At 40.2% G+C, this 22,919-nt stretch carries 24 protein-coding genes; 1 reads left to right on the forward strand and 23 read right to left on the reverse strand.

The window, feature by feature from the left end; all coding sequences use genetic code 11:
• Window positions 1–38: 38 nt before the first annotated feature.
• The 19 genes from spoVT to metG all read right to left on the reverse strand — a co-directional run bounded on the left by spoVT (window position 39) and on the right by metG (window position 19,800).
• On the reverse strand, window positions 39–575 hold the full coding sequence (gene spoVT, locus AC3ANL_RS26395; protein ID WP_007084190.1) for a stage V sporulation protein T: 537 nt from the start codon (window positions 573–575) through the stop codon (window positions 39–41).
• Between the two features lie 185 nt (window positions 576–760).
• Complete coding sequence (gene mfd, locus AC3ANL_RS26400) at window positions 761–4,297, reverse strand: transcription-repair coupling factor (protein ID WP_488327206.1); 3,537 nt, start codon at window positions 4,295–4,297, stop codon at window positions 761–763.
• Between the two features lie 165 nt (window positions 4,298–4,462).
• Window positions 4,463–4,693: an anti-sigma-F factor Fin gene (fin, locus tag AC3ANL_RS26405; protein WP_488327207.1), complete on the reverse strand. Its 231-nt coding sequence runs from the start codon at window positions 4,691–4,693 to the stop codon at window positions 4,463–4,465.
• Window positions 4,694–4,842: 149 nt separating this feature from the next.
• On the reverse strand, window positions 4,843–5,403 hold the full coding sequence (pth, locus tag AC3ANL_RS26410) for an aminoacyl-tRNA hydrolase (protein WP_488329844.1): 561 nt from the start codon (window positions 5,401–5,403) through the stop codon (window positions 4,843–4,845).
• Window positions 5,404–5,596: 193 nt separating this feature from the next.
• Window positions 5,597–6,226: a 50S ribosomal protein L25/general stress protein Ctc gene (locus AC3ANL_RS26415; RefSeq protein WP_488327208.1), complete on the reverse strand. Its 630-nt coding sequence runs from the start codon at window positions 6,224–6,226 to the stop codon at window positions 5,597–5,599.
• A gap of 151 nt (window positions 6,227–6,377) precedes the next feature.
• Window positions 6,378–7,334, reverse strand: a complete 957-nt coding sequence (locus AC3ANL_RS26420) for a ribose-phosphate diphosphokinase (RefSeq protein ID WP_488327209.1) — start codon at window positions 7,332–7,334, stop codon at window positions 6,378–6,380.
• A gap of 22 nt (window positions 7,335–7,356) precedes the next feature.
• Complete coding sequence (gene glmU / locus AC3ANL_RS26425) at window positions 7,357–8,730, reverse strand: bifunctional UDP-N-acetylglucosamine diphosphorylase/glucosamine-1-phosphate N-acetyltransferase GlmU (protein WP_488327210.1); 1,374 nt, start codon at window positions 8,728–8,730, stop codon at window positions 7,357–7,359.
• Window positions 8,731–8,967: 237 nt separating this feature from the next.
• Window positions 8,968–9,258: a septation regulator SpoVG gene (spoVG, locus tag AC3ANL_RS26430; RefSeq protein ID WP_003347151.1), complete on the reverse strand. Its 291-nt coding sequence runs from the start codon at window positions 9,256–9,258 to the stop codon at window positions 8,968–8,970.
• A 178-nt stretch (window positions 9,259–9,436) separates the two neighbouring features.
• Window positions 9,437–9,811: a 2-iminobutanoate/2-iminopropanoate deaminase gene (ridA, locus tag AC3ANL_RS26435; RefSeq protein WP_488327211.1), complete on the reverse strand. Its 375-nt coding sequence runs from the start codon at window positions 9,809–9,811 to the stop codon at window positions 9,437–9,439.
• Between the two features lies 1 nt (window position 9,812).
• The gene (gene purR, locus AC3ANL_RS26440; RefSeq protein ID WP_488327212.1) at window positions 9,813–10,640 is read right to left on the reverse strand and encodes a pur operon repressor; all 828 of its coding nucleotides are present in this window, start codon (window positions 10,638–10,640) and stop codon (window positions 9,813–9,815) included.
• A 55-nt stretch (window positions 10,641–10,695) separates the two neighbouring features.
• Window positions 10,696–11,565 (reverse strand): 4-(cytidine 5'-diphospho)-2-C-methyl-D-erythritol kinase, encoded by an 870-nt coding sequence (ispE, locus tag AC3ANL_RS26445; RefSeq protein ID WP_488327213.1) that lies wholly within the window; start codon window positions 11,563–11,565, stop codon window positions 10,696–10,698.
• Between the two features lie 271 nt (window positions 11,566–11,836).
• Complete coding sequence (locus tag AC3ANL_RS26450; protein ID WP_488327214.1) at window positions 11,837–12,022, reverse strand: small, acid-soluble spore protein, alpha/beta type; 186 nt, start codon at window positions 12,020–12,022, stop codon at window positions 11,837–11,839.
• Between the two features lie 114 nt (window positions 12,023–12,136).
• Window positions 12,137–12,400, reverse strand: a complete 264-nt coding sequence (gene veg, locus AC3ANL_RS26455) for a biofilm formation stimulator Veg (RefSeq protein WP_283920997.1) — start codon at window positions 12,398–12,400, stop codon at window positions 12,137–12,139.
• A 244-nt stretch (window positions 12,401–12,644) separates the two neighbouring features.
• Window positions 12,645–13,529, reverse strand: coding sequence for a sporulation peptidase YabG (gene yabG / locus AC3ANL_RS26460; protein WP_488327215.1), 885 nt, complete (start codon window positions 13,527–13,529; stop codon window positions 12,645–12,647).
• A 291-nt stretch (window positions 13,530–13,820) separates the two neighbouring features.
• Window positions 13,821–14,699, reverse strand: a complete 879-nt coding sequence (rsmA, locus tag AC3ANL_RS26465; RefSeq protein WP_488327216.1) for a 16S rRNA (adenine(1518)-N(6)/adenine(1519)-N(6))-dimethyltransferase RsmA — start codon at window positions 14,697–14,699, stop codon at window positions 13,821–13,823.
• Complete coding sequence (gene rnmV, locus AC3ANL_RS26470) at window positions 14,692–15,252, reverse strand: ribonuclease M5 (protein ID WP_488327217.1); 561 nt, start codon at window positions 15,250–15,252, stop codon at window positions 14,692–14,694. The genes rsmA and rnmV overlap by 8 nt, the downstream gene beginning before the upstream one ends.
• A gap of 228 nt (window positions 15,253–15,480) precedes the next feature.
• A complete protein-coding gene (locus AC3ANL_RS26475) occupies window positions 15,481–16,662 on the reverse strand; it encodes a ubiquitin-like domain-containing protein (protein ID WP_488329845.1) in 1,182 nt (393 codons plus the stop codon).
• A gap of 238 nt (window positions 16,663–16,900) precedes the next feature.
• Window positions 16,901–17,668, reverse strand: a complete 768-nt coding sequence (locus AC3ANL_RS26480) for a TatD family hydrolase (RefSeq protein ID WP_488327218.1) — start codon at window positions 17,666–17,668, stop codon at window positions 16,901–16,903.
• A 176-nt stretch (window positions 17,669–17,844) separates the two neighbouring features.
• The gene (metG, locus tag AC3ANL_RS26485; RefSeq protein WP_488327219.1) at window positions 17,845–19,800 is read right to left on the reverse strand and encodes a methionine--tRNA ligase; all 1,956 of its coding nucleotides are present in this window, start codon (window positions 19,798–19,800) and stop codon (window positions 17,845–17,847) included.
• 474 nt (window positions 19,801–20,274) lie between these two features.
• On the opposite strand from metG, the gene abrB reads away from it, so the two are divergent.
• Complete coding sequence (gene abrB, locus AC3ANL_RS26490) at window positions 20,275–20,559, forward strand: transition state genes transcriptional regulator AbrB (protein WP_488327220.1); 285 nt, start codon at window positions 20,275–20,277, stop codon at window positions 20,557–20,559.
• Between the two features lie 39 nt (window positions 20,560–20,598).
• On the opposite strand, the gene rsmI is transcribed toward abrB, so the two are convergent.
• The 4 genes from rsmI to yabA are packed head-to-tail and all read right to left on the reverse strand — an operon-like array spanning window position 20,599 to window position 22,916.
• The gene (gene rsmI / locus AC3ANL_RS26495) at window positions 20,599–21,477 is read right to left on the reverse strand and encodes a 16S rRNA (cytidine(1402)-2'-O)-methyltransferase (protein ID WP_488329846.1); all 879 of its coding nucleotides are present in this window, start codon (window positions 21,475–21,477) and stop codon (window positions 20,599–20,601) included.
• Entirely contained in the window at window positions 21,455–21,748 is a 294-nt protein-coding gene (locus AC3ANL_RS26500; RefSeq protein ID WP_488327221.1) for a GIY-YIG nuclease family protein, read from the reverse strand. The genes rsmI and AC3ANL_RS26500 overlap by 23 nt, the downstream gene beginning before the upstream one ends.
• Window positions 21,738–22,490 (reverse strand): tRNA1(Val) (adenine(37)-N6)-methyltransferase, encoded by a 753-nt coding sequence (locus AC3ANL_RS26505; protein ID WP_488327222.1) that lies wholly within the window; start codon window positions 22,488–22,490, stop codon window positions 21,738–21,740. Before AC3ANL_RS26505 ends, AC3ANL_RS26500 begins: the two co-directional genes overlap by 11 nt.
• 51 nt (window positions 22,491–22,541) lie before the next feature.
• Entirely contained in the window at window positions 22,542–22,916 is a 375-nt protein-coding gene (gene yabA, locus AC3ANL_RS26510; RefSeq protein ID WP_488327223.1) for a DNA replication initiation control protein YabA, read from the reverse strand.
• Between the last annotated feature and the right edge of the window lie 3 nt (window positions 22,917–22,919).

Raw genomic sequence — 22,919 nt, forward strand, 5'->3', positions numbered from 1 at the left:
GCGTGGGCTGTCTTTTTTAATAATACGCAAAAGTCTTACTATGACTCCATCTGTCTAGCCAGGAACCCGGCTGCAGTTTCAACCGCCTTCTGTTCGACTTCTCCCAGTGTACCTTCTCTCGAGAAGATAATGACGGCTCCAATTGGATCACCATTAGCAATAATGGGTCCAATCGTATAAGAAGAGACGGTTTCATCATTTCCATCAGCTAAAGCAATGTCACCTTGCTGAGTATGTAGAACTGAGTTACGTTCTTCCATCGTTTTTTCCACTAAATCACTAATATTTTTATTTAAATAATCTTTTTTAGACCCGCCAGCGAGGGCGATATACGTATCTCGATCACAAATTAAAACAGGGTTACCGAGGCTATCAAATAGGGCTTCTGCATATTCTTTGGCAAAATCGCTTAATTCGCTGATTGGTGAATATTTTTTTAAAATGACTTCCCCGTCACGATCCACAAAAATCTCTAAAGGATCCCCTTCGCGGATCCGCAAAGTTCTGCGTATTTCTTTAGGGATAACAACACGACCCAAATCATCGATTCGACGAACTATTCCAGTTGCTTTCATCCAATGTTGCCTCACTTTCATCTGATGATTTTACTAACATGGTAATGATGTTAATCATCACCAGCTTTGAAATTAGTATCTTTCATCTGGAAAGTTCTATTCATATTGGACATTAATTTTTCACATTTAGGGTGAATGTCCCAATTATGGTTGAAAAATATTTAAGCAACCGTGACCCCAACATGCTATTTAACAGCTTTTCCCTTGGCTCGTTTGGCTAAAGGAATTCCTCTAACCATTTCCCCAACCACTTGAAGCCATTGGGCGGTTCCATACTCTTTTATCTTAATGACAATCTTAAGTTTTGACCCCTCCATGCCAGGGTTTACATTGCGGCCAAACTTATTACCGATCTGAAAAATCTTACTTCCGTCAAGGGTATTCGTAACTGGCTCATTAATTAAAATAGTGACCTCCTGCTTGACTTGCTTAATTTGCTCAACCCCATTTAAAAGAGCATATACCTTCATTTCAGCAATTTGGAAAAGATAATCAACCTCTTCTGGATATTCACCAAAGCGATCGATCATTTCTGCTTTAAGTTCTTCAATATCCTCGAGGTTCTCTGCTCCTCTAAACCGCTTATACATCTCTATCTTTTGATGGCCATCCTTAATATAGGTATCCGGGATATAGGCATCAATTTCAAGGTCAATTTCAACGGTTTTCTTTATTTCTGCTCCAAGGTCGCCCTTCCGCTCTTCAATTGCCTCTTTCAGCATTTGCGAATAGAGATCAAACCCTACGGAGTCAATGAACCCATGCTGCTGGGCACCTAATAAATTTCCGGCGCCTCGAATCGTTAAGTCACGCATCGCGATTTTAAAGCCAGATCCTAATTCCGTAAATTCCTTAATGGCTTGGAGCCGTTTTTCTGCGACCTCTGTCAGCACCTTATCCTTTCGGTACGTGAAATAGGCATAGGCAACCCGATTCGATCTGCCCACGCGGCCACGCAGCTGATAAAGCTGGGAGAGGCCCATTCTATCCGCATCAAACACTATTAACGTGTTCACATTTGGGATATCGACACCTGTTTCAATAATGGTGGTACTGACAAGGACATCAAACTCTCCAGCCAGGAAACTGATCATGACCGACTCCAACTCATTTTCAGTCATTTGTCCATGGGCATAGGTGACCCGGGCATCTGGAACAAGCATCGATATTTCTTCGGCTTTGCGCTCAATATCTTCCACTCTGTTATATAAAAAGTAGACTTGTCCGTCGCGGGCAAGCTCGCGCTCAATTGCCTCACGCACCAATGAACCGTTGTACTCCATGACATAGGTTTGCACAGGGAAGCGATTTTCCGGCGGTGTTTCAATAACCGATAAATCGCGAACACCCAACATCGACATATGCAAGGTTCTTGGGATCGGTGTCGCCGTCAATGTTAACACGTCCACATTTGTTTTCAACTTCTTGATCTTCTCTTTATGGGTTACACCAAATCTTTGCTCTTCATCCACGATCAACAATCCTAGATCACGATAGACGATATCCTTCGATAGTAACCGATGAGTTCCGACAACAATATCAACTGACCCAGCTTTTAAGCCTTTAATGGTCTCGGTTTGCTGTTTTTTGGATCGGAACCGGCTTAACAAGCCAATATTAATAGGATAGTCCTGAAAACGCTCCCTTAATGTTTCAAAATGCTGTTGCGCCAAAATGGTGGTTGGCACAAGAAAAGCAACCTGTTTTCCATCTGCAATTGCCTTGAAGGCAGCTCGAATCGCAACCTCTGTCTTTCCATACCCTACATCACCACATAGCAGGCGGTCCATTGGTCGTGCTCTTTCCATATCCTTTTTAATTTCATGGATGGAGCGAAGCTGATCATCGGTTTCTTGGTAAGCAAAGGAGGTTTCAAATTCCCTTTGCATATCCCCATCCGGCGAAAAGGCATAACCCACAGCGGCCTCTCGTTCTGCATATAACTTGATTAAATCGTCGGCAATATCCTGAACCGAGGATTCGACCTTTTTCTTTACTTTCTTCCAATCGGTGCCGCCGAGTTTGTAGATCTTAGGCTCTTTTCCTTCAGACCCGACATATTTCATGACAAGATCGATTTGTTCCACTGGGACATACAATTTATCTGTCCCTTGATAACGAATGTGCAGATAATCTTTATGAATGCCATTAATAACCAGTGTCTCTATGCCTAAATACTTTCCAATCCCGTGATTAACATGAACAACATAATCACCAATCTTAAGCTCGGAGTAACTTTTGATTCGTTCTGCATTGGATAATTTTTGCCGGCTTGTCGATTTTTTAACACGCTTATTAAATAATTCTTCCTCGGTGATGACAGCAATTTTTTGAATGGAAAGTTCAAAACCGGCATGAAGGTTTCCCTTCATAATTTGAACCTTTCCTGGTAAAAGCTGCTGATCACCCTTTACGATACTGCCATCAATTTCATAGTCTTCCAGCACACGTTCTAATTTCTTTACTCGCTCTTCATCCGGACCTAAAAATAAAATGGAATAATTCCCTTTTTTCCAGCGATCAATCTCTGCCTTTAACAGGTGCATCTGTCCATGGAAATTTTGCATCTGCTTACAGGCAACATTGATGATATTTTGCGGACTCGTATTCGCTACATGGCGTAAAAATAGAGACATATACAGAAGTGGAAATGATTTTTTTTGCAACAGGACCTGAAAGTCATGGGAGATATGTAAATCATGGATAATTTGCCCTTCACCCAGTAAACTTGTATACCATTCTGCTTCTTCTTTCATGAGGGAGTCATTCATTTCTTGCACCCTGCTAATTTCATCAATAAATACAAGGCCATCACTCGGAAGATAGTCTAGTAAACTATGAGGCCTGTCGTAAGCTAACGATAAGTACTTATATATTTGGTCTGGTTTATGACCATTCTTCAATTGTTCTAGCTCATGGCTAATGTTTTGACTGAGCTGCATTTTGGCTTTGTCATCTTTTAATTTTCTTAGACTGCTTGCTAATCCTTGTTCCAGCTTCTCTGCCATCCTGCTATAATCTTCATCTTCAAGCAGAATTTCCGTTGCCGGTCCAATTAATATCTTCTTAATCTTTTCCTTAGAACGTTGATCATCAAGAGAGAAATAGCGAATAGAGTCAATTTCTGTGTCAAATAATTCAATTCTAAGTGGATCGGCCTCTGTAAGCGGATAAATATCAATGATCCCGCCTCTTACACTAAATTCCCCTGGAGTTGTAACCATTTCAGCGCGAACATAGCCCATCTTGACAAAGGTGGTTAACAGCTGATCTATATTGATATCTTCCCCTAATTTTAACGAAAGCTGATATTGTTTCCATAGCGACTTAGGTGGGACGATTTTCTTTAACCCCGCAATTGGAACAATTAAGATCCCTTGACTATGCTTACTCCAGTGATTTAAGGCCTCGATTCGTTGTGCCTTTAATTCTGGGCTGGCAACCCCTAGCTCTGCAGCAATTAACTCATTTGCTGGAAAAAGAAAAACTTCCTTCTCACTTAATAGATTGACAATATCATCATAGAGTTTTTGTGCTTGTAATAGATTGGAGGTAATAAGCATGATCGGTCTTTTCATCTGTTCATAAATGGACGCAGTTACTACAGTCCGAGACGATCCTGACAAGCCTGCAATCAACTGTTCCTTCAATCCTTCTTCCACCCCTGCAATAATGGAGTGCACATCTTCCTGTTTTAGGAATAATGACTTTAAACCATTCAAGGTTTCTCCTCCCTTCCTATATTAAAATGAATAGCATTTTTATAGTATAGCCCATTGGGTAGGCAATTCAGTTTATTGGCGACCGTGCTTGCGAAAATGGAGCCCTCTGGGTAAAAAAGAAAATTATAAATAGAAAAACGCTTTGGAGTTTCAGTCCAAAGCCGGTTAGTGAATAAGAAAATCATATTGATGGTAATCTGGGTTCCGCTCTAATGCCTCCTGACAATCTTCACAAATGGCTGTGATATGAATATCACCGGTTGAATCGTACGCAACCATTTCCTGTCTTTCGTGATCAGTTAATTTATGAAGGCCAAGGGTCTCTGAGTGTATCGATGTACTATTAATTGAACCAAGGTTTGTACCACAATGACGACAATGGTAATGGATGGCCATGTCTGTCCCTCCCTAATCTAGGATTCATTAGTAGTATTAACCTGATAGGAGGAACTTATTCAATTAGCTCCATCTGTTTTGTCATCACTCAATCTACCTTTTTTCGGTATTGCTCTATTGTATGAAAGCCGTGCGTGTATCATGAACAATTACTGATTATATTCATTCATCACCTGCAGGAAAGGCTTGGTTAGCCAAGTAGCGCAAGCATCAGCACTTTTCTTAACAGCCTCCTCGGTAAGCGGCCTTTCCTCCGGACGAAACCGGCCAAGGACATAATCAGGTACGCTCATCCCTGGTGTTGGACGATCAATACCGATTCGAATCCGGTTAAACTGCTGCGTCCCCAGATGGGCGACTGTCGACTTAATGCCATTATGGCCTCCGGGGCTCCCTTTTTGACGAAGCCTTATTTTACCTACGGGCAAATCAAGATCATCATAAATGACCAATAAATCCTCTAACTCTATTTGATAGTAATCCATTACGGCCCTAATGGATTCCCCCGATAAGTTCATATAGGTTAACGGTTTTAATAGCAGTATCTTTTCCCCTTTATGTAAACCAATTCCATACAATCCCTTAAATTTAGATTGATTTAACGGTATGGAAAACTGACTGGATAGGACATCAATGACTTCAAAACCAATATTATGTCGTGTCTGTTCATATTGCTTTCCAGGATTACCTAAACCAACAATACATTTCATTTGGGTTTCCACCTCTTTCGGTTCAGCCAACCTTTTAAAAATTTTTCGAAACATCGCCATTCTCCCATATCCTATCTTTGATTATGCGTTAAAAGACGTAACCTTAGAAAAGGCTACGTCTTAAACGACTAAAATCCCATACTGTCTAACTCCAGCCACTAGTGTCATGCATTAATCGGATGCATCCGCTTGTCTATTCTGGAGTGGTCTCTCTTCCTTCTTCATGATCGGGGTGACCGCCATCTTGCTGTTCACCCGTATTTATTTCCTCTTCCTGTCTTGGAGGAAGAATAGAAGCGACAACTTCCTCGTCCTCATGGTTGATCGTAAAGGCACCTGCAGATGGAATATCACCCACCATTACCGTTTCACCAACCTGAAGGTTTGTTATATCCACTTCTATCTGCTGCGGGATATTGTCAGGGGTAGCAGTAACCGATAATTGGTGAACGGACTGCTGCAAGACACCGCCATCTTTTACTCCAATGGCATCCCCTACAAGAACAAGTTTAACATCCACATTAATCTTCGAGGATTTGTCAACCGCTAAAAAGTCCACATGAAGAATTTCTTTTTTAAAAGCATCCTCTTGATATTCGGTTAGCACCACATCATACTTGCTGCCATCAACATCAAGAGAAATAACTCCATTTCTGCCAACAGTACGGATCGTTTTTGTTAAATCTGCTGAACTCACAAACACCGGTTTACTTTCAACCTTTGAACCATAAATAACAGCAGGGATATTTCCAGCTTCTCTGATATTTCTAAGTGCAGAACGACGAAGTTCCTTCCGTTCCTTGGCTTGTAAAATAGTACTCATATGTTTAGTCACCTTCCTATTTTAGTTACATCTCTATATAAAAATGCCCCAAAACAGGATGGTCTAAACATATTTTACAAGGCTGGAAAGGTGAATGCTGGCCATATAAATGTGTTCAGCTCTACTGGTTATTGACCTTCAGCTTTTTTTATCAATCAAATAAAGTACTTACTGATTGCTCTTCGTGAACACGGATAATCGCTTCACCAAGTAATGGTGCGACAGAAAGGTGAACGATTTTATCGCTCTTTTTCTCTTCTGGAAGAGAGATTGAATTCGTCACAACTAATTCTTTTATTTTTGAGTTTTCAATTCGTTCAATAGCAGGGCCGGACAATACAGGATGAGTACAGCAAGCATATACTTCCATTGCACCGTTTTCTACTAAGGCATTAGCAGCTAGTGTAATGGTTCCAGCTGTATCAATGATATCGTCAATTAAAATCGCGATTTTCCCTTCAATATTACCGACGATATTCATGACTTCTGCTACATTTGGTCTTGGACGGCGTTTATCGATAATCGCAATCGGTGCTTTCATCCGTTCCGCCAATTTACGTGCTCTTGTCACACCGCCATGGTCTGGAGAGACGATGACAATATCACCATCAAATTTTCTTGACTGAAAATACTCTGCTAAAATTGGCACACCCATTAAGTGGTCCGTTGGGATATCAAAGAAACCTTGAATTTGTGGAGCGTGCAGGTCAAGACAAATGACCCGTGTTGCTCCAGCTGTTTCAAGCAGGGTAGCCACTAATTTTGCAGTAATAGGCTCACGAGCGCGGGCTTTACGGTCCTGACGAGCATAGCCATAATAAGGCATCACAATGTTGATGGTTTTAGCAGAAGCTCTTTTTAAGGCATCAATCATGATTAATAATTCCATGAGGTTTTCATTAACTGGTGAACTAGTTGATTGGATGACATATACATCACAGCCACGGATGCTTTCTTCAATATTAATTTGAATTTCCCCGTCACTAAATTGATTGACAGAACATTTTCCTAGTTCGACACCGATTACTTTAGCAATTTCTCTTGCAAGCGGCAAATTTGAGTTTAAACTAAACACCTTTAAATTAGGATCTAAATATTGATTTGACATGATGGCCTCCAATTATTATTGCTTATTTCTTTAAGTTAAGCTTCTCCACGTAATTTTCCTTATTCACTTGTCTTGCACGTGCAATGGACAACGCTTCACCCGGTACATCCTTTGTGATCGTGGAACCGGCCGCAACGTATGCACCCTCACCGATTGTAACTGGGGCTACTAAATTGGAGTTGCAGCCAATAAAGACTCCATCTTCAATTTTAGTTAAGAATTTATTTTTACCATCGTAGTTCACTGTAATCGAACCGCAGCCAATGTTTACATCACTGCCCACTTCAGCATCGCCAATATAACTTAAATGTGAGGCTTTACTTCCTTTGCCAAAAACAGATTTCTTAATTTCGACAAAGTTTCCAATCTTCACTTCATCATGAATATCGGAATCAGGACGGATGTGGGCAAATGGACCAATGTTAACGCGGGCGCCAATTAAACTTTTATGTGCAGCAGATTGACGGATCACGGTCTCGTTTCCAATGTTGCATGCATCAATTTCTGAGTTTGGACCAATTAGACAATCCGTACCAATGATCGTTTTGCCTTTTATAACCGTTCCTGGATAGATAACCGTATCCTGTCCTATTTCCACATCTGTTTCAATGTAAGTGTTGGCAGGATCAATAATGGTTACCCCATTACGCATATGAGCATGATTCGTACGCATCCGCATGATACGCTCTGCTTCTGCTAAGGCAACGCGGTCATTGACACCCAATGTTTCTTCGAATTCATTTGTTTGGTAGGCTGTGACCACTTCACCTTGTTTTTTCAAAATCTCAATAACATCTGGTAAGTAGTATTCCCCTTGAACATTATCATTGGATACATTTCTTAATGCCTCAAATAATGCACGATTGTCAAAGCAATAGGTACCTGTATTGATTTCATTAATTTCCCGTTCTGATTCGGAAGCATCTTTATGCTCCACAATTTTTTCGACAAGCCCCTCATTATTGCGAATAATCCGTCCATAACCTGTTGGATTATCTATTTTTGCGGTAAGGATGGTAGCCTTTGCTGCTAAATCCTCATGGTGTTTAAAAAGAGCCTCCATCGTTTCAGCTTTAATTAATGGAGTATCACCGCATACAACAATGGTTACGCCGTCTTTTCCTTCAAGCATGGTTTGGGCCTGCATAACGGCATGAGCAGTACCTAATTGCTCTTCCTGTAAAGCATAGTGACTGGTATCGCCTAACTGGGCTTTCACCATTTCTGCCCCATGCCCAATGATTGTAACCATTTCTTGAATATTTAACTCTGTTATTTGATCAACAACATGTTGTACCATTGGTTTGCCGCATACTGGGTGTAATACTTTATATAGCTTAGATTTCATCCGCGTGCCTTGCCCTGCGGCCAAAATCACAGCAAAACGATTAGACATGTACAGTCCTCCAATTTACCTTTTTATCCATTAAAAATATTAACGTAAATGGGCGCGCTTTTCAAGGTGGGATAGATATGTGGCTAATATTTCAATTTTATGTATATTAGGGGAGAACAGGACGAGGTGAAACTCCGTAGAAAGATAAGAAGCTCATTATTATCATTTTTTGGAAGCAGGTTTTTACACAATAAAAAGAGCCTTACTTTGAGGAAAGGCCCTAGTTGCTAAAAATCCTTAGGAAGCACCGGCTTCTTCAAATTCTACTTCCAATTCACCTAAACGGTGGTACTCAGCCAAAACTGCTTCTTGGATTTTACCGCGTGTTCCCGAATTGATTGGATGCGCAATGTCACGAAATTCTCCATCAGGAGTACGTTTACTTGGCATAGCTACAAATAAACCGTTATTTCCGTCAATAACACGAATGTCATGAACAACAAATTCGTTATCCAATGTGATTGATGCAATCGCTCTCATTCGACCGTCCGTATTAACCCGGCGTAATCTTACGTCAGTTACTTCCATGTGCTCACACCCTTTTTTTGTTATATAAAATGCTAGTTATTAAATTCCACAATTAATTCTTTATTCCTTCTTTAATTTTAAATTTTTTTGAAAAATTAGGTCGAAATAGTGAACTTTTGTAAAATCTATACCTTTTGTGGGTAATCTGAGCCTTTTTCCCTAAAAAAAACACGCTCGATTATTTCACGAGCGCGATGACTTCGATTTCAACTAATGCATCCTTTGGCAGGCGGGCAACCTCTACACAAGATCTAGCTGGTTTATGTACAGAAAAATATTCACCATATACTTCATTTACAGCTGCAAATTCATCCATGTTTTTAATAAAAACCGTCGCCTTTACGACTGTATCTAGTGAGGCACCTGCTTCAGTTAGGACAGCTTGTAAGTTACGAAAAACCTGATGGGTTTGTTCTTTAACATCACCTGTTACCATGACACCTTCAGCTGTTAATGGAATTTGTCCGGAGCTATAGAACAAATTATTCACAACAATTCCTTGAGAATATGGGCCAATGGCTGCAGGTGCTTGATTAGTTTGAACTACTTTCATGTTAACCCCTCCAAATATTAAAATAGTTTCCTGCTTGAACACTAATCTTTTTTTCCTTCACATCGACATCCGTTAATTGAACGAGTGAAAGATATTCATCAACTAGCCGTTCTTGTATTTTTTCATCTTCCACTAAAACAGCTATTCCAGCAAGATGGGAATTAAATTCCTCGAGCATGCTGATCATTCCCATTACAGTTCCGCCAGCCTTCATGAAGTCATCCACAATGAGGACACGAGAATCCTGCTTCATGCTTCTTTTTGAAAGGACCATGGTTTGAATCCTTTTTGCAGACCCCGAAACATAATTAATGCTTACAGTTGGCCCTTCCGTTACTTTACTATCCCTGCGGACAATAACGACTGGGACATTTAGCTGACTCGCAACGGCATAAGCAAGCGGTATCCCTTTTGTTGCTACGGTCATGACGACATCAATTTTAGTAGCCGCATAGGCAGAAGCAATGATACGTCCCGCTTTTTGGACAATTTGTGGATCACCCAAAATATCGGTTAAATATAAGTAACCACCTGGTAATAGCCGTTCCGGATCTGCAATTAACTGACATAGTTCATTAACAAATGGTTCGACCTTCTCCCGGCTTACTTTCACAAAAAACTTCACACCACCGGCAGCCCCTGGTACGGTCTGTAAGGTGCCAATTCCTCTTTGTTCAAACGTCTCTTTCACAATTGCTAGATCTTCACTGATCGATGACTTGGCAGATGTATAACGCTCAGCAAAGAAGGTGAGCGGTACAAGCTGTCGCGGATGATCCAGCAAATAATTTGTCATATCAATTAAACGTTCACTGCGGCGAAATTTCATAATCAACCCCCTAAATCCGAATATTCTACCTAAAGGATATCATTATTGTACGCCTTTAATCAAGCGAGTGTCGCTCCCCAAGCATCCGCACAGCAAATACCTGATCACAAAATCCTCTTAGACCATTATAAATCCGATGCATTCTTGAGTCATGCTGTACAATTCCAAAGACGGTTGGCCCACTCCCGCTCATCAAAACGGCATCTGCCCCAAACCGCTTCATTTGTTCTTTAATTTGGGCCACTTCGGGATGGAGACTCAAGGTAACATCCTCCAAGACATTTCCTACATGACCACATACTTTTTGATAGTCATGATTTTCTATTGCCTCAATCATGCTGTTAATATTAGGATGTACCATTCCATTTACATCCAGCCGGCGGTAAACCTCAGCTGTTGAGACGCCAATAAAGGGCTTTGCAAGAATGACCCAACAGGTTGGCGGTGCAGGCAGCTCGGTGATGATTTCGCCTCTCCCTTTTGCCAAGGCCGTGCCTCCATACACACAAAAGGAAACATCGGATCCAATCTCGCTCCCAAGCTCAGCTAATTCATCCAAGCTTAATCCCAACTCCCAAAGCTTATTTAAGCCCCTTAAGGTTGCAGCAGCATCACTGCTGCCTCCGGCTAAACCTGCAGCAACGGGAATCGTCTTCTCAATCGTTATTAATACACCCTTCTTTACGCCAAAACGATCCTTTAATAGCTGGGCCGCTTGAAAGGCTAAGTTTCGCTGATCGTCAGGAACATAACGATTATGGGAAAGAATATGTATTTTATCTTGATTTAATAAGGTTAGCTCTATCCGATCAGCCAAATCAATCGTAGTCATAATCATTTCAACTTCATGATAGCCATCAGGACGTTTGTGTAGAACATCTAATGCTAAATTTATTTTGGCCGGTGCTTTGACTAAAAGCTTCACTACGTCCACCTACTTAAATTTTGTCCAGCTCCAGCACCCAACGAGGTGCTTCCGCATTTCCTATTCCAAATACCACATTTTGTCCTATTTTACCACAAAACAGTAAATGTAAGACGTCAGATATGATATATCCTACAAAATTAATATTTTATCATTAGTTTTCAATAGATAAAAGCCATATATTGGACAAGAAAAGCCAGCGCGTGTTTTCCATGCGCTGGCTTGCTGTGGTAAAGATCTGTTTAAACGAATGGTGGAAGTGATAAACGACTTAAAACTTTCGACCTTGATTGGCCATTTGTTCTTGTGCACGTTCTATGGCGCGCTTTACCATATTTCCAGCATCCTTTGCCCGGATGCCACCCCAACCTTCTTTTTGGACAACATCATAAAAACCAAGCTCTTTTGCCAGCTCAACTTTTAATCGATCGGACATCATGCCTTTTCTTCTGCCCATCTAAACAACCCCTTTCATCCCACAGCATTCTTAGTATGGGGAAAAAATACATTTTCATGTTTAAAACAGCAAAAAGCAGTAAACCTAAGTTTACTGCTACCCATTGCTTATATACTAGCTTAAAGCTACATGTCCTGTTGCATCATCGTAGAAGGTAATTTGAACTGTTTCTGTTAAAACATCCGCATAGCTGTAAGAAACACGCTCGAATGAATTTTCATCTTGATCTAATTCAATAACAAAAACAGATGGGTAAGTTTCTGCTAAAACACCAGAACGTTCAATAGTCTTTCTACGTCCTCCATTTGCTTTAAGCAATAACCTTTTTCCCAAATTCGTGTCAAGAGCCTTTTTGATATCGGCTAAGGTTTTTGGCATTCGGTCCACCTCACTATGTAAAGTATAACACGCTGACATAGTTCTGTCAAACAAAAATATAAATTATATCAGTCCAACAAAATGGTTGTCAATATTTTTTATTCTACTTTTTCCTCTATTTTTCAACATTTTTATGGTTACCTTAATTTCCATGTAATATGTATGCCGTTCAAAAAAATAAGCCCATTAAAAATAAATGGGAGAGTTGGTAAAAAAAGTCGTTTACTCCTCTTTTTTAATAGGCTTATTCTTCCTCATCTGGGAGAGGGCGATAGGGCATACCAGTCCGCAATACTCCCCTTGTTTCAATCCCGCCCAGTCCCTTATCCCCTGTTAAGGTATTCCTTAATACTTCCCAAACATTAATTCTCTCCATAAAAGGGGTAAAGCTTATTTTTGCAACAATATAAACGGGATCAAGCGCATGAATATTAATCCTGGATGGCGAACTAGCGAAGTTTGCACCTGCATGGATGAGTGATTCAAAATGAGATTGGCACGCGCCGGCAAAAATGACTAACTGATCTAAATGAGGGATTTTCTTTCGCGCCTCCTGCACTGTTTGGACAAAATGTTTAGAATGGCGGTAAGCGTTGATATCCGTCATCTTTCCCTTTGCTTTTGAATAGGCGTCATGTCCTGTAATGACAAGAATATCCGGACGATAATAATCCATCAGCCCGCCAATTTTATCGGCCATTTCCTTTTCGTTACAGTGTATCCCTAAAACAGGTATGCCGATTTTCTCATATAAGGTCATGCATTTTTTTAAATAAGCAGGGTCACCATCTAAGTGGAGAACTTTTCCTGGCATTTGAAAATAGTTACTCGGTTTGACATAACCACTAGTTGCTTCATATTCCCGTCTATGCTTTAACAGGTCCACATCCTGTCTAAATAGTTTTAACGACTGTTCCTCAAGCGTCCTATATTCTTGTCTCAGCTTCACCCGTTCATTTTGATTAATGACGATTAAATCAGTGTATGGGGCATCTGCTGCAAGTCGGAAATCCTCACCATAAAGGATGGCAAATTTCTGGTTATTTATATTTCGAATATCGATCACGCGGAAGAGAATATCACAGTTATATGATTTTCTACCGACAATATCCATTACCTTTATATCCACTGCCGTCACTCCAATAAGACCAGCTATTTTGGCCCTTCAAATATGGGTTCTCTCATAAGCTATGCAGGGGAATTTGTCCTTGTTAAAAATTTAATAATAATAAAAGAAAAGCGGAAGCGCCCTGGTCAGCGGCGTATGGCCTCCTCGGAAAAGCTATCGCTTTTCCTTCGTGCGAAGTTATGCTTCCGAAGCTTACTCTTATGGAGCTGGACAACTCTCGAGGTCAAAACTTATAAATTCTTATATAATAAAGAAAGTCCTAATGGCGTGGCCATGAGGACAGGAATAGCTCTAATGGAAGTGAGGATATAATTCATCGGCTAGTCGGCCGAATTCCTCTAATGAAAGGGTTTCACCTCTGCGGGTTGGATCAATCCCGCTGTTCGACAAGGCTGTGAGAATGGCTTCCTTCTTTTGTTTCCCCTCTGGAAGCTGACTCGTTAAATTATTTAGGATTGTTTTTCTTCTTTGGGCAAAACTGGATTTCGTCACTTGAAAAAAGAAACCTTCATCTTTCACAGACACAGCAGGCTGCTCCCGTCTTGTCAGTCTAATCACTGCAGAGTCGACATTAGGCTGGGGAACAAATACCGTTTTGGGTACAATCATCACCGTCTCAGCTTCTGTATAGTATTGTACGGCAATCGAAAGCGAGCCATAATCCTTTGTACCAGGCTTTGCGGATATGCGGTCAGCTACCTCTTTTTGGAGCATACAAACAATCCCGCGAATCGGCAGAGCATCCTCGAGCAGTTTCATAATGATTGGGGTCGTAACATAATAGGGCAGATTTGCCACCACCATAATATCGTCAATTTCTTTAAATTCTTCTGCCATTACCGCTTGAACATCAGCCTCTAAAACATCCTTGTGAATAATGCTCACATTTTTATATGGCGACAAGGTATCTTTTAAAATCGGTAATAATCTTTGGTCAATCTCGAAGGCTACCACCTTTTTACTTGTGCGTGCGAGCTGCTCGGTAAGGGCGCCAATGCCTGGCCCAATTTCAATAGCACCGGACCTTTCTGTAAGATTGGCAAAGCTAACTATTTTTTTTAGAATATTTGTATCAATTAAGAAGTTTTGACCAAGGCTTTTCTTAAAAGAAAAACCATATTTCTCTAAAATTGCTCTTGTTCTGACTGGGGTTGCGATATCTTTATCCATGTTGTTCCTCCTGTCGTACAACGCTTAGTGCTTCTGCAAATTCCTGTCTGCTAATTTGGAACATCATTAAGCGCTTATGCAGTTGTTTCCCATTCGTATAGCCAATTTTCAAATGCTTGCCAAGGATGATTCTTCGTTCCTTTGCGCCTTCACCACCAATGAGACCGGCCGTTAGCAAATCCTCTTGGGTTATTTCTTCTGAAATCGTATCATGCATGATTTGAGCATCCTTCAATGCTTCCTTGATCGCCTCAGTGCTGGCATGTTCTACACCCAATCCCCTGCCGCTTTTTGCAATAGCAGCCTCTTTCGTAAGGAAAGCATGTTTACAGCCAGGAACCGCTGCTGCAATCGTCTTTCTGATTTTTTCACCAGGGAAATCAGGATCTGTAAAAATAATGACCCCGCGAGTCTCTTGTGCACGTCTTACCTTTTCTATGGTTGTTTGATTGACAGCGGAACCGTTGGTTTCAATCGTATCTGCATCAACCGCCCGTTTAATCGCTGTCGTATCATCTTTTCCTTCAACGACAATAATTTCTTTAATTTTCATGTTAAAGCCAAATCCTCCGTAATATTAAAGATTAAAAATGAAAAAAAATTGAAACATTTTTGTAATGTCCATCGTCTATATTATTAAACTGATTCATACAATGAAGTATGGAAACGGGCAGAAATCATAAATCCAGCGGCCCAATAAAATTTTCTATGTATCGATGTAAGTATAAAGAAAATCTTCAAAAAAGCAAAATGCAGAGGAAGGTTCCTCTGCACAGAGTCATTATTGTAAAACTTTTATTTTGACTTTCTTACGCCCCCAGCGATAAGCATCTGATTTAGATGGCATTAATAAATCAATAATATACCCTTTAATGGCTCCGCCTGTATCAGCGGCAACAGCATATCCATAGCCCTCCACATACACCTTTGTGCCAAGCGGGATTATTTTTGGATCAACCGCAATGACTTTCATGTTAGGATTGGCGCGGAGATTAAGACCTGTTGCTGTACGTCCAGAACAACCGTTACAATAGGCTGTATAGGCCGTTGCTGTAACATAAAACTCTTTTCCCGTTTCAGCAGCACCACGAGAGACCTGCAACGCTAAATCCTTCGTTCCGACAGCCACAACTTTATCCTGTTTCTTTAAAACATGCTGCTCATTCATTAATCTTCTTGAGACTTCCTTGCCATTTTCAAGCACAACTTCGTATTGTTTAGAGACACGACCTTGCTTCCCAGGAGCGATAATTTTTTCTTGCCCCTTTTCCAAACTTGTATCCTTTTTTGTTACCACGGCAAATTGAACGGGTTCTTCCACTACATCGGTGACTTTTTCTACTCGAATGACGTTAACTACACCATTCTCTGATATGGCTGCTGTTAATGACGGTTCAACTCGGTCTAATTCATTTAGTTTGATGCCCTGTTGTGTTAAAAAGTCAGCGACCGTAGCCGAAGTGGTCCAAACTTGTTGTTCCTTCCCGCCGTCCACATAGGTAAGATGAACCGCAATATTTAGCTTAATATCCATCTTATTCTTGATTGCCGCTTGTGGTTTTGGTGAAATTTGATCCTGTTCTTTTAATACAATTTTCTGCTCTTTTAAGAGTTCAGCCACTGTTCCGGCTGTTGTCCAGAGCGTTTTCTTCTCGTTGTCTTTGACAATGTGAACCATGTTTGCCTGCTTCCAAACGACTTGAAGGTCATTTTTCACCTTCTTATTTGCTTTCGGATACAGGTAATCTTGTGAGCGAAAGGGTACATCCAGTTCATCTAGTAATTCTTGGATGGTATCTGCATGTGTTTTTACGATCTCAGGCTTGCCATTAAGTGTGATTGCCACAGTCTTCTTTGCTCCTTCAGATAAAAGGATTCCAAGAGCTGTTAGCAAAACTAGGAAACTAGCAATAGCAATGAGCAACTTCCTCCCACTCAAAGATTTGGAAAACAGGTTTTTCATGTTTTTGAATACGATGAAAAACGCCTCCTTTTCTCGGAGAGAATTATAGAAAACCTTGCTGCCGGCTGTCAATCCTTGCATATCCTGTGAATGTATTTCTAATTATGCACATCCTTGGAAATTTTGCAAAGAAAAACTTATCGACACGGTTATCCTATGTTGAAAAGGAGGCATGTAGAACTTTTTGTTTTCATAAAAAAATCGGACAAGCTTCTTGAGTTTTCGACAAAATTCATTATCATTTTATGGCGAATAATTTTTTAGCATTCCGTGTCGTTGCTTCCGCTACCTCCTCAAATGTCAAACCCTTTATTTCGGCAATTTCTTCAGCAACCAGCTTTACATAACCAGGTTCATTCCGTTTTCCGCGATTTGGATGGGGAGCTAAGTATGGACAATCGGTTTCAATTAACAATTTATCCAAAGGAATTTCAGCCGCTACTTCTTTTGGCTTTCGCGCATTTTTGAAAGTCACAGGTCCACCTAATGAAATATAGAAATTCATTTTCAGGCATTCTTTGGCCACTTCTGGGCTGCCGCTAAAGCAGTGCATAATTCCCCCTACCTCATCAGCCCCTTCTTCCTTTAAAATTTCAACAATATCAGCTGTGGCCTCACGATTATGAATCACAATTGGCAGTTTTACTTTTTTCGCTAAGCGGATTTGTTTTCGAAAGACTTCCTTTTGAATTTCTTTTGGAGACTTATCCCAATGGTAATCCAAGCCCATCTCTCCAATGGCAACCACCTTTGGGTGGGAAGCCAATTCTTCAATCCAGACTAAATCTGCATCGGTCATGTCAATCGCATCAACGGGGTGCCAGCCCACGCAGGCATACATAAAATCATAGCTTTCGACGAGCTCCATGGCCCTTTGAATGGTTGGGCGGTCAAACCCAACAATGACCATATTGGCAACTCCCTCACTTTGAGCCCTTACGACCACCTCTTCTAAATCTTCGTTAAATTGGGTGTCATTTAAATGTGCGTGTGTATCAAATAACATAATAAATCTCCTTTTTCATTTTTTTCAAAAAGTAGTACACGTTTCGCACTTAAAATGTTTCACGTGTAACAATTTTCGCTATTTTTCTATTTTTTTGTTAAAAAACTAGCGGTTTTGCTGAAAAAAGGTGATTTTAAAAATAAAAGCGCCGTAAATTGGCGCTTTTATTTAGAACTTTATTTCACCTTTGCTCCATTTGGCAGTGTCTGATCGACTGTTGCCAAGGAAAGCTGGCCATCCTTCGATCCAGCTAAGATCATTCCTTGTGATAATTCTCCACGTAATTTAACCGGTTTTAGGTTTGTAATACAAATAACCTTACGACCGACTAATTCTTCTGGTTTATAATACTGAGCAATTCCTGAGACCACTTGGCGCTTTTCATAACCGAGATCAAGTTGAAGTTTCAGAAGCTTATCTGCTTTTTTAATCGGTTCGGCTTGAGTAACCTCTGCTACACGCAAATCGATTTTCATGAAATCATCGATGGAAATCTCAGCAAGTTCCTCTGGTTTTTCCTCTTTCTTTTCTTCCACAACAGGGGCAGAAGCATTCATTTTACCCTTAATAAATTCTACTTCCTCCGCAATCTCTAACCTTGGGAAAAGTGGTGCATCCTTTTCAACCTTCGTTCCAGTTGGGATGACTCCAAAATGTTCAAGACTTTCCCACGTTTTTAAACTTTCATCTTTAATACCCAATTGATTAAATATCCCATTAGGGGTCCGCGTTAAAAATGGCTGTAACATAATGGCTGTTCGGCGCAGTGATTCTGCCAAGTGTACCATGACACTAGCAAGTTCTCCTTTGCTTTCTTCATTTTTAGCCAATGTCCACGGTTGTGTTTCATCGATATATTTATTAGTCCTGCTGACTAATTGCCAAATCGAAGTTAACGCAACTGAAAACTCCATTTTCTCCATGGCTTCCTCGTATTTACCTAAAGTCTCCCGGTTAACCTGCAGCAAGGACTCATCAAATTCCCCAACAGAACCGGAGTAGTCAGGAATAATCCCAGCAAAATATTTTTCAATCATTGCGACTGTACGATTTAACAGATTTCCAAGGTCATTCGCTAAGTCAAAATTGATCCGTTCCACAAACCCTTCCGGTGTAAAAACACCGTCAGCACCAAATGGGACTTCTCTCAATAAATAATAGCGGAGAGCATCAAGACCATAGCGGTCAATTAACGTGACGGGGTCAACTACATTCCCTTTTGACTTGGACATTTTTCCGTCCTTCATCAACAGCCAGCCATGGGCAAATACCTTCTTTGGCAGCGGTAAATCTAAGGCCATTAACATAATAGGCCAATAAATGGTGTGGAAGCGGACAATTTCTTTTCCGACCAGATGGACATCAGCAGGCCAAAATTTAGCATATTTCTCATCATTTTCCGTACCGTACCCAAGGGCTGTAATATAGTTCGATAACGCATCAATCCAAACATAAATGACATGTTTTGGATTTCCAGGCACTTTTATTCCCCAATCAAATGTTGTCCTTGAAACAGCTAAGTCTTCTAAGCCAGGCTTAATAAAGTTATTAATCATTTCATTTTTACGAGATTCCGGTTGAATGAACTCTGGGTTTTCTTCATAGTATTGTAAAAGTCTGTCGACATATTTACTCATTCTAAAAAAGTATGATTCTTCTTTTACCTTTTCAACAGGTCTGCCGCAATCCGGGCAATTTCCATCTACTAATTGGCGATCAGTATAAAAGGATTCACATGGTGTACAATACCAGCCCTCATATTGATCGAGATAGATATCTCCTTGTTCAAGAAGTCTGGCAAAGATTTTTTCAACAACTTGTTTATGTCTGTCTTCTGTTGTCCGAATAAAATCATCATAAGAAATATCAAGTTTGTTCCACAGGTCTTTAATTCCGGATACGATTTCATCTACATACTGTTGCGGGGTAATTCCCTTTTCCTCCGCTTTACGCTGGATTTTTTGCCCGTGTTCATCTGTACCGGTTAAATACATGACCTCAAATCCGCGCATCCGCTTATAACGAGCCATTGCATCCCCAGCAACAGTGGTATAGGCATGACCAATATGTAAATTTCCACTTGGATAGTAAATTGGTGTGGTTAGATAAAACGTCTTTGATTTTTCCTCCATTATTCTTCCTCCTAAATAGGCAAACTGGCACAAATCCCATTAAATTATTATTGCCTCTTTTTACCGCTTCTATCATCAAAATATACCGAAAAATAAACTTTTGTGCAAGAAAGCATAATTATAGCCTTCCAGTTTTTTAAATTTTTTTCCTAATACACCCATAATCGTAGAATAAAGGTCGAAACATATGTAGGATAAGTTTGCATTTTGTAGAAATTTGTCGAATTTTCGCCAATCTATTATTGTTATTATTTTTGCCTACGATAGTATTATTATCGTAGTTAATTGCATGAATTTTCCGATAAACCCTGATAAATCAACTATTATATAATTTGGAATATTTTTCTTTTACTTTTGAAAATAAAATAATTGACGGATATGGGAAGTACTGGTATTATGGGTTTATAAGAAATTTGTCGAATAATGACGAATAAAAATAGATAAATAAGATGTTAAAACGAGAGGAGATCTAAAATGAAATCTACAGGGATTGTTCGTAAAGTTGATGAGTTAGGTCGTGTGGTTATTCCAATTGAATTGAGACGTACTCTTGGTATCGCAGAAAAGGATGCACTTGAAATCTATGTTGACGATGAGCGCATTATCTTAAAAAAATATAAGCCAAATATGACTTGCCAAGTAACTGGTGAAGTTTCTGATGATAATATGACACTTGCTGGCGGCAAACTAATCCTTAGCCGTGAAGGTGCAGAATTATTAATAGAAGAAATTCAAAAAAACTTTCAATTAGCAAAATAAAAAACAGATCCAGCGCCATTGAGCGCTGGATTTTTTTATTTATTCACTTGTAACATGATAGGCTTGGTAAACATCGCGTTTGGTAAGGCCGCGATCTTTTGCTGTCTGTTTAATTGCTTCCTTCGAAGGAATATTTTTAACCGATATGTAATGATGAACATGTTCTTCAACCGATAAATGTTCCCACCAGCCAGCCTCTTTTTCCTCTTGTACATCTGTACCATCCATAATGATACAAAATTCCCCGCGAATTTCATCCTGATGGGCCCATTCGATAATCTCTTCAAGTGTTCCCCGAATAAATTCCTCATACTTTTTCGTTAATTCCCGGCAAATAGCAATTTTCCTGTTACCAAGGACATCGAGCATGATCGCTAATGTCTCTTTTAACCGATGAGGTGATTCATAAAAGATCAACGTTGCAGATTGCTTTTTTAACTGTTCTAATTCCGCTCGTTTATCTTTCTTGTTACGATTTAAAAATCCGTAAAAATAAAAGGGTTGGCAGGATAATCCTGAGGCAATGAGGGATGTCAGAGCCGCATTCGCCCCTGGCAGTGGAGCAACCGTCACTTTCTCCTCAATCGCCGCCACCACTAGTTCATATCCTGGGTCAGAAATCGCTGGCATTCCCGCATCGCTTACAAGAGCAATTTTTAAGCCCTGCTTAACCTTCTGAATTAATTTTTCACCACTTGTTTCTTTATTGTGTTCATGATAGCTGACCACAGGAGTATCAATTTCAAAGTAATTACATAGCTTTTTTGTGTTTCTTGTATCTTCCGCAGCAATGAAATCTGCCTCTTTTAAGATTCGGATTGCCCGAAAGCTCATGTCCTCGAGATTGCCAATCGGTGTCGGAACTAGATAAAGAATTCCTTTATTCGCTTCGTTCTCAAAGCTCTTCTGCTGCCACATTATCATCATCACTGCCTTTTTCCCTTATTAAAAACTCAAGCTTCTTCTTTCTAGGTAATTGTTTAAAATGATACTCAGCCTTTAACGCTTCGCTTTTATCCTCATACCCCTTAAAATAGGTCAGTTGGACTGGACCTCGGCTCCTTGTATATTTGGCCCCTTTGCCTTCGTTATGCAGTTTAATACGCCGCTCTAAATTATTGGTATAGCCGCCATAGAGACTTCCATCTCTACACGTTAGAACATAAAAGTAATGACTGCTATTCTCCATATAAAATCCCTCTGATTTCAGGAGTGTATTCATTTGCCTCATTATAAACAATAAGAGGCGGTAAAATTTTCAAATCAGGACTGCCATCCTTAATGGCTTCGACTAACAGCGTGTTTGCTTCCTTCCCAAGTTTGGGATAGACAAATTGGATCCGTTTGGGCTCAAGTCTGTACTTCCTCATTAACGTAATCATATCGAGTAGCCGGCCGGGGCGGTGGACAAACGCTACTTTTCCCCCTTGCCGCACTAATTGACTGGAAGCTTTTATGGCATCTTCTAACGTACAAAGGATTTCATGACGGGCAATCGCCAAATGTTCATTTGGATTGATTTCTTCCTTTGATGGAGTTGTAAAATAAGGTGGGTTGCAGGTCACCACATCATATGTACCAAACCCAAGTTGTTTCGGCATGTCTTTGATATCTCCATGAATCATTTTTAAACGATCCTGAAGCCCATTATAATCGATACTTCGAACAGCCATATCATATAGACGTTCTTGAATTTCAACACCTGTTATGTTCCCTTTTGTTCGAGCACTCAAAAATAAGGGGATAACCCCATTCCCACTGCAAAGATCGAGTAAATTTCCTTTTTGAATGGGTACATAAACAAAACGTGCCAGCAAGACGGCATCGAGCGAAAAAGCAAAAACAGATGGGCTTTGAATAATCCTTAAATTCTCGGCAAGTAAATAATCAAGCCGCTCATCTTCTTTTAGATTTACCACCAGTAGATCCATCCTATCTAATTAAATATGAAAATAGAGGCTGATGTTGTCAGCCTCTTTAGGTTATTTCTTATTAAGAAAAGAAAGACAAAATAAACAATCGCCTTCCTTGCGCAAGCTTCCAAAATGAAGATTACAAATATGAAAGCCTTCCTGATACAAGCGGGCGAGGTTATCATATCCTTCACCAACATCAAAATGCTTGTTTCCGGGAGTCCCAGCAGCGGATACGACACCTTTTTTATTCCCTTTTGTTTTCTTTTCTTCTTCCGTGGTCACATCTAAACGGCGCCTTAGATGTTCATTCTCAAGCTTTAAATAATGATTCTCCTCTAATATCTCGGCTAAATGCTGCTTTAATTCCCCCAGCCGTTGATAGAGACTTCCAATTTGTGTTTCCATATTACTTACTGACTCAAAAATTTCTTTTTTATCCACGTA

This window comes from Neobacillus sp. DHD-1R, assembly GCF_057747995.1.